The organism is Tritonibacter mobilis F1926, from assembly GCF_000376545.2.
In the GTDB taxonomy this organism is placed as follows: Bacteria; Pseudomonadota; Alphaproteobacteria; order Rhodobacterales; family Rhodobacteraceae; genus Epibacterium; species Epibacterium mobile.
In genome coordinates this window covers 2,855,236-2,869,804 of record NZ_CP015230.1, presented here as the reverse complement: position 1 = coordinate 2,869,804, position 14,569 = coordinate 2,855,236, and the positions used below count along the sequence as shown (strand labels likewise).

The 14,569-nt window shown below is 61.7% G+C and carries 16 protein-coding genes; 6 read left to right on the top strand and 10 right to left on the bottom strand.

Annotated features, from left to right (window positions below; all coding sequences use genetic code 11):
• Positions 1-22: 22 nt before the first annotated feature.
• On the bottom strand, positions 23-508 hold the full coding sequence (locus tag K529_RS13540; RefSeq protein ID WP_005664799.1) for a flavodoxin family protein: 486 nt from the start codon (positions 506-508) through the stop codon (positions 23-25).
• Positions 509-561: 53 nt separating this feature from the next.
• Entirely contained in the window at positions 562-744 is a 183-nt protein-coding gene (locus tag K529_RS13535) for a zinc-finger domain-containing protein (RefSeq protein WP_005679955.1), read from the bottom strand.
• A gap of 70 nt (positions 745-814) precedes the next feature.
• Here K529_RS13535 and K529_RS13530 point away from each other — a divergent pair, with 70 nt between their 5' ends.
• From K529_RS13530 to K529_RS13520, 3 genes are all read left to right on the top strand, one after another.
• Positions 815-1,744 carry an ABC transporter ATP-binding protein gene (locus K529_RS13530; RefSeq protein ID WP_046002069.1) on the top strand — a complete coding sequence of 310 codons (930 nt, stop codon included), beginning with the start codon at positions 815-817 and terminating at the stop codon, positions 1,742-1,744.
• Positions 1,744-2,250 carry a GNAT family N-acetyltransferase gene (locus K529_RS13525; RefSeq protein WP_046002068.1) on the top strand — a complete coding sequence of 169 codons (507 nt, stop codon included), beginning with the start codon at positions 1,744-1,746 and terminating at the stop codon, positions 2,248-2,250. The genes K529_RS13530 and K529_RS13525 overlap by 1 nt, the downstream gene beginning before the upstream one ends.
• An 85-nt stretch (positions 2,251-2,335) precedes the next feature.
• Entirely contained in the window at positions 2,336-2,959 is a 624-nt protein-coding gene (locus K529_RS13520) for a LysE family translocator (RefSeq protein WP_046002067.1), read from the top strand.
• A gap of 5 nt (positions 2,960-2,964) precedes the next feature.
• On the opposite strand, the gene K529_RS13515 is transcribed toward K529_RS13520, so the two are convergent.
• Entirely contained in the window at positions 2,965-3,426 is a 462-nt protein-coding gene (locus tag K529_RS13515; protein ID WP_005637307.1) for a DUF1203 domain-containing protein, read from the bottom strand.
• 225 nt (positions 3,427-3,651) lie between these two features.
• Between K529_RS13515 and gpmI the strand changes: the two genes are divergently transcribed.
• Genes gpmI through K529_RS13495 form a run of 3 tightly spaced genes read left to right on the top strand, consistent with a single transcriptional unit; the run spans position 3,652 to position 7,659 of the window.
• Positions 3,652-5,172 carry a 2,3-bisphosphoglycerate-independent phosphoglycerate mutase gene (gene gpmI, locus K529_RS13505; protein ID WP_005637302.1) on the top strand — a complete coding sequence of 507 codons (1,521 nt, stop codon included), beginning with the start codon at positions 3,652-3,654 and terminating at the stop codon, positions 5,170-5,172.
• Entirely contained in the window at positions 5,169-6,314 is a 1,146-nt protein-coding gene (locus K529_RS13500) for a murein hydrolase activator EnvC family protein (protein WP_005637299.1), read from the top strand. The genes gpmI and K529_RS13500 overlap by 4 nt, the downstream gene beginning before the upstream one ends.
• Positions 6,315-6,321: 7 nt before the next feature.
• Positions 6,322-7,659, top strand: a complete 1,338-nt coding sequence (locus K529_RS13495; protein WP_005637296.1) for a S41 family peptidase — start codon at positions 6,322-6,324, stop codon at positions 7,657-7,659.
• 86 nt (positions 7,660-7,745) lie between these two features.
• Here K529_RS13495 and K529_RS13490 read toward each other — a convergent pair whose 3' ends face one another.
• From K529_RS13490 to K529_RS13460, 7 genes are all read right to left on the bottom strand, one after another.
• Positions 7,746-8,135 (bottom strand): RidA family protein, encoded by a 390-nt coding sequence (locus K529_RS13490; RefSeq protein ID WP_005637293.1) that lies wholly within the window; start codon positions 8,133-8,135, stop codon positions 7,746-7,748.
• Positions 8,136-8,161: 26 nt separating this feature from the next.
• Positions 8,162-9,088 (bottom strand): sugar kinase, encoded by a 927-nt coding sequence (locus K529_RS13485; protein WP_046002066.1) that lies wholly within the window; start codon positions 9,086-9,088, stop codon positions 8,162-8,164.
• Positions 9,085-10,140, bottom strand: a complete 1,056-nt coding sequence (locus tag K529_RS13480) for a D-TA family PLP-dependent enzyme (RefSeq protein ID WP_005674386.1) — start codon at positions 10,138-10,140, stop codon at positions 9,085-9,087. Before K529_RS13480 ends, K529_RS13485 begins: the two co-directional genes overlap by 4 nt.
• The gene (locus K529_RS13475) at positions 10,140-11,606 is read right to left on the bottom strand and encodes a M81 family metallopeptidase (protein ID WP_046002065.1); all 1,467 of its coding nucleotides are present in this window, start codon (positions 11,604-11,606) and stop codon (positions 10,140-10,142) included. The genes K529_RS13480 and K529_RS13475 overlap by 1 nt, the downstream gene beginning before the upstream one ends.
• Before the next feature lie 63 nt (positions 11,607-11,669).
• Positions 11,670-12,713 (bottom strand): TRAP transporter substrate-binding protein, encoded by a 1,044-nt coding sequence (locus tag K529_RS13470; protein WP_005624719.1) that lies wholly within the window; start codon positions 12,711-12,713, stop codon positions 11,670-11,672.
• Between the two features lie 50 nt (positions 12,714-12,763).
• Positions 12,764-14,050, bottom strand: a complete 1,287-nt coding sequence (locus tag K529_RS13465; protein WP_005624717.1) for a TRAP transporter large permease — start codon at positions 14,048-14,050, stop codon at positions 12,764-12,766.
• A complete protein-coding gene (locus K529_RS13460; RefSeq protein WP_005624715.1) occupies positions 14,047-14,568 on the bottom strand; it encodes a TRAP transporter small permease in 522 nt (173 codons plus the stop codon). The genes K529_RS13465 and K529_RS13460 overlap by 4 nt, the downstream gene beginning before the upstream one ends.
• Between the last annotated feature and the right edge of the window lies 1 nt (position 14,569).

Sequence of the window (14,569 nt, the reverse complement as noted above, 5' to 3'; positions counted from 1 at the left end):
CCCATCTGGCAGTTCGACAGATTTAGAACATTCCCATCACAAGGCCTGCTGCCATGGCCTGACCTAACTCGCGGCACATCTGCAATTCTGCCTCGGGGATGACCTTGTCGGCCAGAATCGCCTCCGGAGTCTGTGCGTGGGTGCAGATAATCAGCGGTTCTTGCACCGCCTTCAGCCGCCAACCCTGGGCGATCCGTGCCAATTGCCGCGCGGCGCTCTCGCCATCCGATCCAGCACAGATCATCTGCGCATAGGGGCGCGCCTCGATCTGTCCCAGCACCGGATAGTAGCAGCGATCAAAGAATTCCTTCATCGTACCAGACAGCGCCGCGAGGTTTTCCGGCGCGCAGAACAGATAGCCGCTTGCCGCCAGCAAATCCTCCGGCCCGGCCTCCTCGGCGCGGACCAGACGCGCGGACCCTTCGCCCGAAGCGCCTGCATGTGCGGCCTCGGCCATCTGCCGGCTGCCGCCGGTGCGGGAATGATATATGATCAACAGCTCTGCCATATCCGGCAGACTAGCGAACCCGGGCGCGGATCAAAAGCGCGGGCAAGCCCGGTTCAGGCAACTTTGCCTTCAAAATCCCGGTGGATGTATTTGCAATCGCAATAGGGGCATTCGACAAACCCGCTGTCCTCGGGGATCTGAAGATAGACCCGCGGATGACCGAGCGCGCCCTCGCTGCCGTCGCAGGCGACACGGTAGCTGTCTACGATCTTGGTTTCCGGCGCTTCTATGGTCATCGCTGGCGATCCTCTGGCTAATGCGTTAGGGGCTTTATGAGCCATGGAAATACCGGGGGCAAGAGCCGCGATGACTGACGAGGCAATCCGCATTGAAGCTTTGCGCAAAACTTACAAAGGGCGCAAAGGTCAGCCGGAGAAACATGCATTAAAAGGGATCGACCTCACCGTGCCGCGTGGATCGGTGTTTGGCCTCTTGGGGCCGAATGGTGCGGGCAAGTCGACGCTGATCAATATCCTTGCCGGGCTGGTGCTGAAAACCAGTGGCAAAGTGACGATCTGGGGCTTTGATCAGGATGAAAACCCACGCCAGAGCCGGGCCTCGATCGGGGTGATGCCGCAGGAGCTGAACCTCGACCCGTTCTTTACCCCTCGCGGTGCGCTGGAGGTGCAGGCGGGTCTTTATGGTGTGCCGAAAGCCGAGCGCGACAGCGACGGCATCCTGAAACTGATCGGACTGGAGGACAAGGCCGAGGCCTATGCCCGCACGCTTTCGGGTGGTATGCGGCGCAGGCTTTTGTTGGGCAAGGCGCTGGTGCATCGCCCCAATATCTTGGTTCTGGATGAGCCCACCGCCGGTGTCGACATCGAGTTGCGCCAGATGCTGTGGGAGAACGTCCGTAAGCTCAACGCGCAGGGCATGACCATCATCCTCACCACCCATTATCTGGAGGAAGCGCAGGAGATGTGCGACGAGATCGCCATCATCAATCAGGGCGAAGTGGTAGCGCGGGATTCGACCGCAAACCTGTTGGGCCGCCTTGATGCGCGCGCGATGGTGGTGCAGCCCGCCGCCCCCGTCACGACCCTGCCACAAGGGCCGGGGATCGAGGCCGAACTGCGCGGTGACGGTGCCGTGGTGCTGCGCTATCACAGCAACGAAACCTCTGCCGAGGCGGTGCTGGAGGCGGTGCGCGCAGCCGGGATTTCCATTCGGGACGTCAAAACCGAAGAGGCTGACCTCGAAGATGTCTTCCTCGCACTGACAAAGTCCCGCTGATGCTGATCCGTCCGTTTGAACCCCGTGACGCCGCCGACTGGGCACGGATCTTTCACACCGCCGTGCATCAGGTCGGCGCGCGGGATTACACCCCCGAACAATGCGCCGCATGGAGCCCGGAGCCCGCCCCGGTCGACCGGGTGCTGGAGCGCGCGCAGGACGGCCGCCGCATCTGGGTCGCAGCGGACGCAAACGACGTCGCGCAAGGCTTTATCGAGCTGGAGGCCGACGGCCACATCGACTGTTTCTACCTTGCGCCCGAGGTGGCCGGCACGGGCATCGGCGCCGAACTCTATGCCCGGCTGGAGGGGGAGGCGCGCGCCCTTGGTCTTGCGTCGCTTTATGTCGAGGCCAGCGAGGCGGCGCGGCGGTTCTTTCTGCGCCAAGGCTTTGCCGAGGAACATCGTCGCGATTTTGAACGCCGGGGCGTGATGATGCATAACTACGCGATGACCAAGACGCTGCCCGAGGTTCACACTGGTGCAATTAACGCTCGCTCTGGGTGATCGCGCCGCTTAAGGTCCCTGAAATGATCGGGAGCGCGGCAGGTCTCTGCGGCCCGTCGGTATTTGGCTGAGAGGGTTCTTACGAATGGATTTGCACCAGATCGTCTTGTTCGCAGCTGCGGTTGTCGGGGTCTCTCTCATTCCGGGTCCAAGCACGCTGATCGCATTTGCCCATGGCGCAGGGAGCGGTTGGCTGCGGTCGATCTGGACCTCGCTGGGCAATGCAGCCGCGTCGATCTTGCAGGCGATTGCAGCCTCTGCCGGGCTGGGGGTGGTGCTTGCCGGGTCCGCGAGCCTGTTTCTGGTGGTGAAATACTTGGGCGCTGCCTATCTGATCTGGGCCGGTATCCAGATGTGGCGCAGCGCTGCGCGGCGGGTCGATATGGCAGAGGCGATGGGGCCAGCCACCATGAGCTCTGCCCGCCTGTTTGTCAGCGGCTTCACCGTGGCGGCGAGCAATCCCAAGGCCATCATATTTTTTACCGCGCTGTTTCCGCAATTCCTGTCACCGGAAGGCACAGGACTTGGACAGCTTGCCACAATGGTCACAGTGGTCGGACTGGGGTCATTTGGTGTGGCGGCGTTTTACTGCGGGCTTGGCGCTTGGGTGCGCGAATTGAAACTGTCCCGCCGGGCGATGTCACGGCTGCATAAGGCCACGGGCGGGGTGTTCGTCGCCAGTGGCCTTAGCCTCGTTGCCGCGCGCTAAGGGAGTCAGCGCTCGATCTTTGCCTGATAGCAGTTGTTGCGCGCGGATCGGATGTGGATGTAACGCACGCGCGGGTCGGCGAAGATCTCTTCGGCCTGCGCCATCATCCGATCCTTGTTGATCACGATCCCGGTGCCGTAGACGATGCGGTCGTCTGCGCCGTACCCCTTGATCAGATAGTCGGGGGAACGGGTGAAGACCTCGGGCATCTCCGGGCCCGCGTGCCGGGTGCAGGTGCTGGCACAGAGGAAGATCGGCCCGGTTTCCGCATAGGGCTGTACTGTGGGAAAGGGGCGATGCGCAAGGATCAGCATCTCGGCCCCCTCGGGGATATAGGTCAGGCAATGGCGACAAGGGTTGCCGCCGCCGTCAGAGGTGGCGCGTTCCGGCCGCTGGCCATGGGCGTCGGGCAGGCCGGCCTGATAGGCGCGCACGGTTTCGGTGGGCATGGCGATGATTTGGGGCATGGGTTTGGTCCTATTGGTGAACTCTGAGTGTATGGCTAACAGCCGAGCCATTCGCCCTGCGACCCGGATCTTGCGCCTTTGCCGCCTGTGATGCGGAGAGAGATGCGCAAAAACGCACCGGCTGAGGTCACATTCGCGCGGATTGCGCACTCCCCGGTTTCCCAACCGCGCGACAGTCTGTAGAACCCGAGGCGAAACACCGCACTCGTTGACCGGAGACGCGCCATGACCGCACCCAAACCCGTTGTTCTTTGCATCCTCGATGGCTGGGGCAGTGCTGAGCCGGGCCCGGCCAATGCGCCCTATCTTGCAAAGACGCCGACACTGGATGCGATCATGGCAAGCTGCCCCACCGCGCGGCTGATCACCCATGGCCCCGATGTGGGTCTGCCCAGCGGTCAGATGGGCAATTCCGAGGTTGGCCATACCAATATCGGCGCTGGCCGGGTGGTGGCGATGGATCTCGGCCAGATCGACCTCGCGATCGAGGACGGGTCCTTTTACGACAATGCCGCGCTTCAGGCCTTTATCGCCAAACTAAAGGAAACCGGGGGTGCGGCGCATCTGATGGGGCTGGTCTCGGATGGCGGCGTGCATGGCCATGTGACCCATATCCTGGCCGCGATTAAGGCGATCCGCGATGCGGGCGTGCCGGTCTGGCTGCATGCGGTCACCGACGGGCGGGACGTAGCGCCGAAATCGGCGCTGGGCTATCTGGATCAGCTTGAGGCCGGTATGGCCGCAGGGGCGCAAATCGCCACCGTTATCGGGCGTTATTTCGCCATGGACCGCGACAACCGCTGGGAGCGGGTCTCTCAGGCCTATGAGGCCATGGTCAAGGGTGCGGGTCAGTTTACCGCGCCGAGTGCTAAGGCGGCGGTTGAGGCCGCCTATGGGCGTGAAGAGTTGGATGAATTCGTCAAGGCCACGGTGATTGATGGATTCGATGGCATTCAGGACGGCGACGGTTTCTTTTGCCTCAACTTCCGGGCGGACCGGGCACGCGAAATCCTGCGCGCCATTGGCGAGCCGGAGTTTGCAGAGTTCGACACCGGCCCCCGGCCCGTGCTTGCAGGGTTGCTGGGCATGGTGGAATATTCCCAAGGCCACAACGCCTATATGACCACCGCCTATCCAAAAAAATCCATCGTCAACACGCTGGGCGAATGGGTGGCCAAACAGGGCAAGCGTCAGTTCCGTCTGGCGGAGACCGAGAAATATCCCCATGTGACCTTCTTCCTCAACGGTGGCAAGGAAACACCCGAGGAAGGCGAGGACCGCTTCATGCCAAAATCGCCCAAGGTGGCGACTTATGATCTGCAGCCTGAGATGTCCGCGCCGGAGGTCACCGCGAAATTCGTCGAGGCGATCGAGGCGGGCTATGACCTCATTGTCACCAACTACGCTAACCCGGATATGGTTGGTCACACAGGGGACCTTGATGCGGCCATCAAGGCCTGTGAGGCGGTGGATCAGGGACTTGGTGAGGTTGTCGCGGCCCTCAAGGACGCAGGCGGTGCAATGATTGTCACCGCCGATCACGGTAATTGCGAGATGATGGTCGACCCGGAAACAGGCGGTGCGCATACGGCACACACCACCAATCTCGTGCCGGTGGCGCTTGTTGGTGGGCCAGAGGGGGCAGCGCTGAAGGATGGGCGCTTGGCCGATCTTGCGCCGACGCTTCTGGCCTTGATGGAGCTGGAGCAACCTGCGGAGATGACCGGGGAAAGCCTGATCGTATGATGCCACTGCGCGTGATGATGCTGGCGCTGGGCCTTTTGGCCGCGATCCCTGCGCAAGCAGCAACCCAGAACCCCGGTGAAGCAGCCACGGCTGCAGCGGCGGCGCTAGAGGCCGCGTCAGAACGGCTGGATGCCGCCAAAAGCGCCAATGACCGGGTCAAGGCGCTGACGGAAACCGTGCGCGCCTATGAAGACGGGCTTCAGGCGATGCGGGAGGGGCTGCGCCGTGTGGCGCGGCGTGAAACGCAACTCACCACCCAGCTCAAGGCACGCGAGGATGAGGTTGCAGATCTATTGGGTGTGATCACCACGATTGAGACCTCAACGCCGCCAGTGCTGATGCTACATCCCTCCGGTCCGCTTGGGGCCGCGCGGTCTGCGATGATGCTTGCCGAGGTGACACCGGGACTGCAGGCACGCGCCGATGCGTTGCGCAATGACCTGCAAGAGGTGCGAGACTTGCGGCTGTTACAACAGAGCGCGGCGCAGCAGCTTGAGGATGGATTGCGCGGCGTACAGGACGCACGTGCGGCACTGTCGACCGCGATTGCGGATCGCCAGGATCTGCCCAAGCGCTTTACCGAAGACCCAGTTCAGACTGCGATCCTGATCTCCTCAACCGAGACACTGACCGGTTTTGCCGATGGGCTGGCGCTCATCGCGGAGGCCAACGGGGTCGAGGCTGATGGTGCAGATATCACTGATCTGCGCGGCGACCTGCCCTTCCCGGTCGAGGGGCTTTTGCTGCGCGGCTATGGGGATAAGGATGCGGCGGGTGTTGCGCGTGCGGGTATTCTCGTCGCGACTCGCCCCCGCGCGCTTGTCACCACACCGACAGCGGCGACAATCCGATACCTCGGCCCGCTCCTTGATCTTGGCAATGTGGTGATTCTGGAGCCGCAGCCCAACACGCTCTTTATCCTATCGGGCCTTGCCGACGTCTTTGGAGAAGCCGGGCAAGTGATCCCTGAGGGTACGCCAGTTGGCCTGATGGGCGGGGATGCGGCAGCGAGCAGCGCGATTTTGTCACTTAGCGGTGAAGGGGGTGGAACTGGCCGCTCGGAAACGCTCTATATAGAAGTCAGAATGGAAAACAGTCCCGTGGACCCAGAGACGTGGTTTCGGACAGGGCAAGGTGGATAGGCAAGAGATGAAGAAATTTGCGATGGCGGCTCTGGGTGGGACGCTTGCGGGCTTTGTGGCGACAACATATGTGGCAGCACCACTGCTGGCACAAGAGAGCAACAAGGCAACCGTCTATGAACAGCTCGATCTGTTTGGTGACATCTTTGAACGCATCCGTGCGCAATATGTCGAAGAGGTCGATGAAAAAGAGCTGATCGAAGCCGCAATTGGCGGCATGCTTCAATCTCTTGATCCGCACTCCAGCTATCTGTCGCCCGAGGATGCCACCAAGATGCGGGTGCAGACCCGAGGTGAGTTCGGCGGTCTGGGCATTGAGGTCACGCAGGAAGACGGGTTTGTCAAAGTCGTCTCTCCGATGGATGGCACGCCCGCCGATGAGGCCGGTGTCGAGGCTGGTGACTTTATCACCCATGTGGATGGTGAGAGCCTGCTTGGTCTGGGACTGGATGAAGCAGTTGAACTGATGCGCGGCCCGGTGGGGTCGGAGATTATCATCACCGTGGTGCGCGAAGGCGAAGATGAGCCCTTTGACGTTTCCATCATCCGCGACACCATCAAGCTCACCGCCGTGCGGGGTCGCACTCAGGGTGATTCCGTGGTGCTGCGCGTTACCACCTTTAATGAACAAACCACGCCGAACCTTGAATCCAACCTGCAAGAACAGGTTGAGGCGCTGGGTGGTATGGACAATGTGAACGGGATCGTGCTCGACCTGCGCAACAATCCGGGCGGTTTGCTCACACAGGCCATCAGTGTGGCCGACAGCTTCCTCGAAAGCGGCGAGATCGTTTCCACTCGTGGCCGCAACCCCGAAGATGGCGAGCGGTTTAACGCAACGCCGGGCGATCTTATTGGCGGCAAACCGATTGTGGTGTTGATCAACGGCGGTTCCGCCTCTGCATCGGAAATCGTTGCGGGTGCCTTGCAAGACCATCGCCGGGCGATTGTTGTGGGCACGAAATCCTTTGGTAAAGGATCGGTGCAGACCGTAATGCCACTGCGCAGCGACGGTGCCATGCGCCTGACAACCGCGCGTTACTACACCCCGTCTGGCCGGTCCATTCAGGCACTTGGCGTCAGCCCCGATATCGTCGTGGCACAACCGCGCCGCCGCCCTGAAGCAGAAGAAGACGAGCCCGCCAGCAGCGCCTTTGGTCCGCGCTCCGAGGCAGAGCTGCGTGGTCGTTTGAACAACGACAGCCTGTCGGAGGATGAAGTCCGCCAGATCGAAGCGGATCGTGAAAAGGCCGAGAAAGCCGCAGAACTGCGCGAGCAGGACTATCAGTTGGCCTATGCCATCGATATCCTCAAAGGCCTGTCCGCGCTGGGGCCAAAAGAATAACGCCTGACCGCGCATATGGATAAAAAACGGGCCGCCCCATCGGGCGGCCCGTTTGTGTTTTCCGGGGTGGCTTTTCAAACGATGCCTTAGCCCAGAGGTTTATACGCCGTCACATCGATTTCGATCTTGGCGTCGACCATCAACTGCGAGCGCACCGTCGAACGCGCCGGGGCGCCATTGGGGAAATAGCTCGCGTAGACCCGGTTGAAGGTCCAGAAATCCCGCGGATCATCAAGCCAGACATTGACCTTGGCCACATCATCCAGCGTGCAGCCCGCCTGCGCCAGCACCGCGATCACGTTCTCCATGGTGCGCTTGGTCTGTGCCTCAATGCCGCCGGGCTCAATCTCGCCCCGTTCATTCATCGCGACCTGACCGGAAATAAAGACAAAATCGCCTGCGCGGGTGGCCGGGGAAAACGGCAGGTTCTGCCCACCTGCGCCAGTGCGCTCTGCGCCGATACGTTCAATTGTCATGAGGAGTCTCCTGATAGTTTGGGAGTTTAGCCCCGCACCGCCTGTTCAAGGGCGTTGCGGGTTTGGGAAAGGGTCGGGATCGGTGTCACGGCCCCAAAACCGGTGGTCGAGAGCGCGGCTGCCATATTGGCGTGCTCGGCTGCGGCGAATGGATCGTCGGTTGTCAGAAGGCGCGCGAGGAAGGCGCCGTTGAAACAGTCACCTGCGCCGGTGGCGTCTTTGGCCGCGACGCGGTGCCCGGACAGCCTGCGCTGCGCGCCGTCGACAGAGATCAGCACGCCCTCAGCCCCGAGCGTCAGGGCCACGATGCGCGGGCCGAGGTCGTGATAGAACTTGGCAATGTCTTCAGCCGTGTTCAGGCCTGTCAATTGCCGTGCGTCGTCCAGCCCCGGCAGGGCAATATCACAGGTCGCCATGCAGCGATGTGTAGTCTCGCGGGCCACGTCCAGTGACCAGAGCGCAAGGCGCAGGTTCGGATCAAAGGCAAACATGCCGCCTGCGGCGCCCGTGAGTGCTGCGGCCTCGGTCACGGCGTCCTGCATGCTGCGAGACACAGCAAGGCTGATGCCCGAGGCATAAAACATCGGGCAGTTCTGCAAGGCTGTTTGCGGCAGATCTGCTGGGGCGAGGCGTGAGGCGGCTGATCCTTTACGCCGATAGGTAAAGTGATGGCCATCCGCATCGTGGGTCACGAAATAGACGCCGGTTTCTTCTCCGGTGGCGCGGGTGACATGCGCGGTCGAGACGCCCTCGCCCAACCACAGATCGCCAAGGGCTGCCCCAAAGGGATCATCGCCGACGCGGGTGATCATTCCTGCGCGCGCGCCCTGTCGGGCAGCGGCGATAGCGACGTTTGACACATCACCGCCAAAGCCCATCGCAAAGGAACCGTCAGGCGTCTGGTTGAACTCCACCAGTGGCTCGCCAAGGCATAGGATCTGAGGACTGCTCACCAGACTTGCCCCCGCGCTGCGACGGGTTCGGTGCCGATGATCTCATCGCCGCGCATCAGTGTGACGTGGTCGAGCATATTCGACACCACGCAGGCATGATTGGGCACGATCCGGAGTTGGTCGCCAACCCGAAGCCCGGTTGGCTGATCCGAGGTGATCCGGCCATGCTCTTCGCTCAGTTGGTCAATTTTCAGATCGGGGTGCCCCAGAACGTGACCAAAGCCATCGAGACCAAGCAGATCCGAGGTCAGAACTTTGGACCCTGCGTCTATGATTGCGCGGGTCTTTGACGGGGTGGAAACCACCGTCGCCAGAACCGTCAGGGCGCAATCGTCCCAGTCGCAGGTGCCACGCGTCACCAAGGAGCGGTCGTTGTAGATATAGGTCCCGATCCGGTATTCGGTGGCGAGTGGCATATGGTGGGCGCGCCACATATCGGGTGATCCGCCGGAGGAAATCACTTCTACTGTCAGGTCCGTGGCCTCAATCAGATCCTTGGCTTCGGCGAGCCATGTAGTGACCTGCGTCGCACCTCCTGTCGGCGGGTAGGTCATCAGCCCCGCAAAGCGCAGACCGGGGGCGGCATTGATCGCCAAAGCCAGCTCCAGCGCCTCTGCCGGAGTTTCCACACCGCAGCGATCCGCGCCGGTATTACACTCGACCAGCACCGGGAGCGGGTTTTTTGCATTCGCAAATCCTGTACTCAGCCCTTCGACAACAGCGGTGTTGTCCGCCACGACGGACAGGCGCACCTGTTCGGACAGGGCGCGCAGCCGTGCGACTTTATCCTGTCCGAGGATATTATAGGTGATCAGAATATCACGCATATCGCCGCCCGCGATCATGGCTTCGGCTTCGGTGATTTTCTGACAGGTGATGCCGATGGCACCCTGTTCGATCTGATATTCTGCCAGACGCGGCAGTTTGTGGGTTTTGATATGCGGACGAAGCTGCAGGCCGTGGCTGTCGCAATAGTCCTGAAAGGCCCGCACATTGGCCTCTGCGATGTTCAGATCGACGAGGACGGCGGGGGTGTCGATGGGCAAGGTCATCAGGCGGTCTCCTCAGCATGCGGCGTTTCAACACGCGGCCAGATCGCACGGGTCAGACGGGTGTAGTCGGTGCGCGCCGGGTCGTTTGGATAGGGGCCATCAACGGCAGCGTAGAGGATCTCTCCGGCCACTGGCGCAAATGCCCCGTGAAAGTGGTTGGTGGATTTCACCACCACGATGCGTTTCTGGGCAAGATCAATGCCGAGGTTGGTGAAGAGATCGGGCGAGAACGTCTGGCTGCGGTTGGTGTTCAACACAATGTCCAGATCCCCGATCCGGATCACCGCGCAATCGCCAAGCGGCACCACCGAGGTGCCAAAACTCTGCACCGCATCACGTTGAAGCCGCATCACGGTCACCCGAGCGTCCACCGGTGCGCCCGCATGGGCAGAGGTCTTGCCGCCAAAGCGCAGATCCAGCGCGGCACCCTCTCCGGCGGCGAAACACAGGCGCACCGCCATCGGGTCCCAAATGGTGCCAAAGGCCACGCCATCCAGCTGTTGGGTCAGCACCTCGCGCAGCAAAATCGTGGAATCGCCCGCAACACCACCGCCCGGATTGTCCCAGACGTCAGCGACCACCACAGGGGTCTTGGCGCTGGTATCTGCGCGCCGCAGGGCCTCGGCCGCAGGTAGAAAATCGGGTTTGGTGCGACCACGAAAGCCAAACAGCTCCATCCCGAGGTCACGGGACAGGCGCTCGCCCTTGGCGGCATCGCCATCGGTGATCACGACGATCTTGGCACCAAGGTCGGGGCTGTCGCCGGCCATGAACCCATGAATGACAGAGCCGGAGAGGATCTCGCCGCGCGCTTCCAGCCCCATGATCTTATCCACGAACCCGCGCATCGGCTGAATGCTGGTCGGCAGAACATCCATCATGCGCACGTCAAAGACTGATATTTCGGGCGCAATCTCACCGCGCACGGCGCGCAGGGTCAGGTCCACGCAAGCCTCGCCCGCCTCGACAAAATCTGTATGCGGGAATTCCTTGAACACGGTGATGATGTCGGCGTTGTCGACCCGTTTGGCGCTCAGATGGCTGTGGGGGTCGAAACTCACGCCGATTTTGGCGTCCGGCCCGGCCAGCGCGCGGGCGGAGGCGATCAATTCGCCCTCGCAGTCGACGCAGCCATCCGCAATCATCGCGCCATGCAGGCCCAGTATCACCGCGTCCACCGGCAGGGCGGCCTTCAACTGGCTCAGTACCTCATCGCGCAGATGCTCCCAGGTTGCCGCACTCACCAGCCCACCGGGTTCCGCCCATGTGGCGGTGCCTTCGATCAGGGTGAACCCTTCTTCTTTTGCGCGCCGCCGCAAGGCCGGGAACACAGCGGAGCACAGCGTCGGAGTGTCCGGGTGTTCGCCTGGAGGGGCGTAAAAGCTCTGCGCAAAATCAGAGAAATCGGTGCGCAGCGGCGAGAAGGTATTGGTTTCGGTGGCAAGAGAAGCGCAGAAGACGCGCATGAGGCAAATCCTTGAAATTGAGGTTCCGGGGCGAGAGCGCGCTCACGCCCCGGTCGGGGACCGTTAGTCGAGGTAAGAGGCGTTGTTCGCCTTCCCGACTTCGGATTTGAAGAGCGTCAGCAACTCTCCCGCCTTGGCATCGAGGTTCTCGGCCACATGGGCCTCAAACGCGGGCTGGGTGGCACCGGCCATCGCGGCGCGTTGCTCGGCGGAGAGGGCGGTCACTTCGATCTTGTCCATCAGACCCGCCAGACCACGATCTGAGGCCTCAATGATGCGCGACAGACCCCGGCTGGCGGTGACGCAGCTTTCGGCGGCGGTGTGCAGGGTGTTCTGCTCCGCCTCGGTCAGATCATCGTAGAAGGCCTTGTTGATCATGAAGGTGTAGGGCGAGAACAGGTGGTTGGTGAGCGTCATGTGCTTTTGCACTTCTGCGAAATTCGCAAAGGAGATGATCGGCACCGGGTTCATCTGACCGTCGATCACGCCGGTTTGCAGACCGGAATAGACCTCACCCCAGCTGAGCGGATAGGCCTCCGCCCCCAGCGCCTGCACGATCTTCTGGTGGCTCGGCAGGGTCATGGTGCGGATGCGGATCCCGTCGAAATCCTCAAGGTTGGCGATCTGGCGCTGAGAGTTGGTGACGGCAAAGAACCCGCCCGTATCCGGGAAGCCCAGCACCACGACGTCACCCAGTTCCGCCTCGATATCTGCCGCCAGTGCCTCGCCAAATTCGCCGTCAAAGACCGAGTAGGTCGATGCGTTGTTGGCGAATGCAAATGGCAGGTTCAGCACGTCGATACGCGGGTAATAGCTCGCCAGTGCGCCGGTGGAGGTGAGTGTCGCCTGAATGACGCCGTCACGCACCTGCTGGACATGTTCGGCAGCGGTGCCAAGCTGGTTGGAGCCAAAGACCTCAACCGTGACGCTGCCATTGGTGTCGGCGGTGACGATGTTTTGAAACACAGCCGTGCAGGCATGTGCGGGGTTTTCAAACGGGTCTGTCTTGTTGTCATGGCCAAAGCGGATGGTGCCACCGGCCATGGCGGAGCTGGCGGTCAGGGCCGCAATCGCGCCAACGACAGCAGTTTTCAGGACTGTTTTCATTTTGATTTCCTCACTGTTGGTTTTTTTGATGGTTGGTTTGGTGGCCCCGATCAGGGGGCAAATCCGAGCGCACGCGGCAGCATCAGCGCCGCGTCCTCCCAGAATGCGAATAGGAAGAGGATGATTACTTCGGCGATCAGGAAGGGGGCGAGCTTGACCGAGATCCGCTCCAGCTTCTCGCCCGTGACCGAGGACAGCACGAACAGGCAGGCCCCCACCGGCGGCGTCATCAGCGAGATATTGAGCGCCAGCACAAAGATGATGCCTGCGTGGATGGGCTCCAGTCCGATCTGTTCGGTGAGCGGCACAAGCACCGGGCCGAGGATGATCAGGATCGCGGTGATATCCATCACCATGCCGACCACCAGCAGGATGCAGATGATGATGGCGATCACCGCATAAGGGTTCTCCGACAGGCCCAACACGCTGCCCGCGATGGCCTGCGGGATGCGCTCGAAACTCATCCACCAGCCCAGAATCCCGGCAAAGGCGATGATGACAAAGATCACACCGGTGATGCGCGCGGTGCGCACCAGCATTGCGTAGAGGTCGGGAAAGGTCAGTGTGCGGTAGACGAAGAAGCCGATGAACAATGCATAGGCCACAGCGATAGAGGCCGCTTCGGTCGGTGTGACGATCCCGCCAAGGATGCCACCAAGGATGATGACAGGCATCAAGAGCGCAGTGATGGATGACAGAAAGGTCTGCCAGATTTCGCCCAATGTGGCCCCGCGGTCGGCCTTGGGCAGGTTCTCACGTTTGCCGCCAATGGCGATCACGCCCATGCAAACCGCACAGATCACCAATCCCGGCAGCAGCCCTGCTGCAAACAGCCCACCGATGGAGACCCCCATCAAGGAGCCATAGACCACCATCAGCCCCGATGGCGGAATGGTCGGTCCGATGATTGACCCCGCAGCCGTGACCGCGCAGGCGTAATCGCGTTTGTACCCCTGTTTGACCATGGCGGGCACCAACGTGCGGCCAAAGGCTGCGGCGTCGGCGGTGGCCGATCCGGTGAGCCCGGCAAAGAACACCGAGGCCAGCATATTGGTATGGGCGAGGCCACCGCGAAAACGGCCCACCAGCACCTCCGCCAGCTTCACCAGCCGCCCGGTGATGCCGGTGCTGTTCATAATCTCGCCTGCCAGGATGAAGAAAGGCATCGCAAGAAACGGAAAGATATTTAGCCCGTTGAAGATCTTGCTTGGTCCGATGGCGAGGAACGTGGTGCCGCCGCCCATGCTGAAAATACCGATGACACCCGCAAGACCGATGGCAAAGCCGATGGGCATGCCGACGGCGAGTAGGACGACAAAACAGATGCCGACGATCATGCGCCCGCTCCTTCTTCGCTATCGGTTTCGGGCAGATCTAGCTGTCGTCCGGCATCGCGGACCATCACCAGCACCACCTGCACGCAGGCCAGCGCGGCGGCGGCGGGGATTGCGGCGTAGAAGGGCTGCAACGTTGCGCCGAGGATCATCGCCTGCCGTTTGGCTCCGCTTTCGGCAAAACCGATGCCGAACCACAGCACGTAGAAAAACAGGGCGAATGTCATCAGGTCGATGGCGATCAGCATGGCGCGGCGCAGCGGTGCGGGCAGGTTCAGCAAGACCGTCGTCAGCCCGATATGTTCGCGCCGCGCAATCCCCGAAGAGACCGCCAGCATCGCAGCCCAGATCATCAGGTAGCGCGCCAGCACTTCGGGCCATGGCAGCTGCCAGTGAAAGAAGTAGCGATCCACAACGCCGATCCAGACGTCGAGCACCAGAGCCACCATCAGCGCGGCAAGGATGACCTCGGTCCCGCGGTTGATCTGGTGGCTTAGCCGACCTGCAAAATCCCCGATCATG

Bases quoted from the DNA above. Each gene is read 5' to 3' on its own strand.
- K529_RS13540 (WP_005664799.1), bottom strand. From the start codon at position 508: ATGGCAGAGCTGTTGATCATATATCATTCCCGCACCGGCGGCAGCCGG.
- K529_RS13535 (WP_005679955.1), bottom strand. From the start codon at position 744: ATGACCATAGAAGCGCCGGAAACCAAGATCGTAGACAGCTACCGTGTC.
- K529_RS13530 (WP_046002069.1), top strand. From the start codon at position 815: ATGACTGACGAGGCAATCCGCATTGAAGCTTTGCGCAAAACTTACAAA.
- K529_RS13525 (WP_046002068.1), top strand. From the start codon at position 1,744: ATGCTGATCCGTCCGTTTGAACCCCGTGACGCCGCCGACTGGGCACGG.
- K529_RS13520 (WP_046002067.1), top strand. From the start codon at position 2,336: ATGGATTTGCACCAGATCGTCTTGTTCGCAGCTGCGGTTGTCGGGGTC.
- K529_RS13515 (WP_005637307.1), bottom strand. From the start codon at position 3,426: ATGCCCCAAATCATCGCCATGCCCACCGAAACCGTGCGCGCCTATCAG.
- gpmI (WP_005637302.1), top strand. From the start codon at position 3,652: ATGACCGCACCCAAACCCGTTGTTCTTTGCATCCTCGATGGCTGGGGC.
- K529_RS13500 (WP_005637299.1), top strand. From the start codon at position 5,169: ATGATGCCACTGCGCGTGATGATGCTGGCGCTGGGCCTTTTGGCCGCG.
- K529_RS13495 (WP_005637296.1), top strand. From the start codon at position 6,322: ATGAAGAAATTTGCGATGGCGGCTCTGGGTGGGACGCTTGCGGGCTTT.
- K529_RS13490 (WP_005637293.1), bottom strand. From the start codon at position 8,135: ATGACAATTGAACGTATCGGCGCAGAGCGCACTGGCGCAGGTGGGCAG.
- K529_RS13480 (WP_005674386.1), bottom strand. From the start codon at position 10,140: ATGACCTTGCCCATCGACACCCCCGCCGTCCTCGTCGATCTGAACATC.
- K529_RS13475 (WP_046002065.1), bottom strand. From the start codon at position 11,606: ATGCGCGTCTTCTGCGCTTCTCTTGCCACCGAAACCAATACCTTCTCG.
- K529_RS13470 (WP_005624719.1), bottom strand. From the start codon at position 12,713: ATGAAAACAGTCCTGAAAACTGCTGTCGTTGGCGCGATTGCGGCCCTG.
- K529_RS13465 (WP_005624717.1), bottom strand. From the start codon at position 14,050: ATGATCGTCGGCATCTGTTTTGTCGTCCTACTCGCCGTCGGCATGCCC.
- K529_RS13460 (WP_005624715.1), bottom strand. From the start codon at position 14,568: ATGATCGGGGATTTTGCAGGTCGGCTAAGCCACCAGATCAACCGCGGG.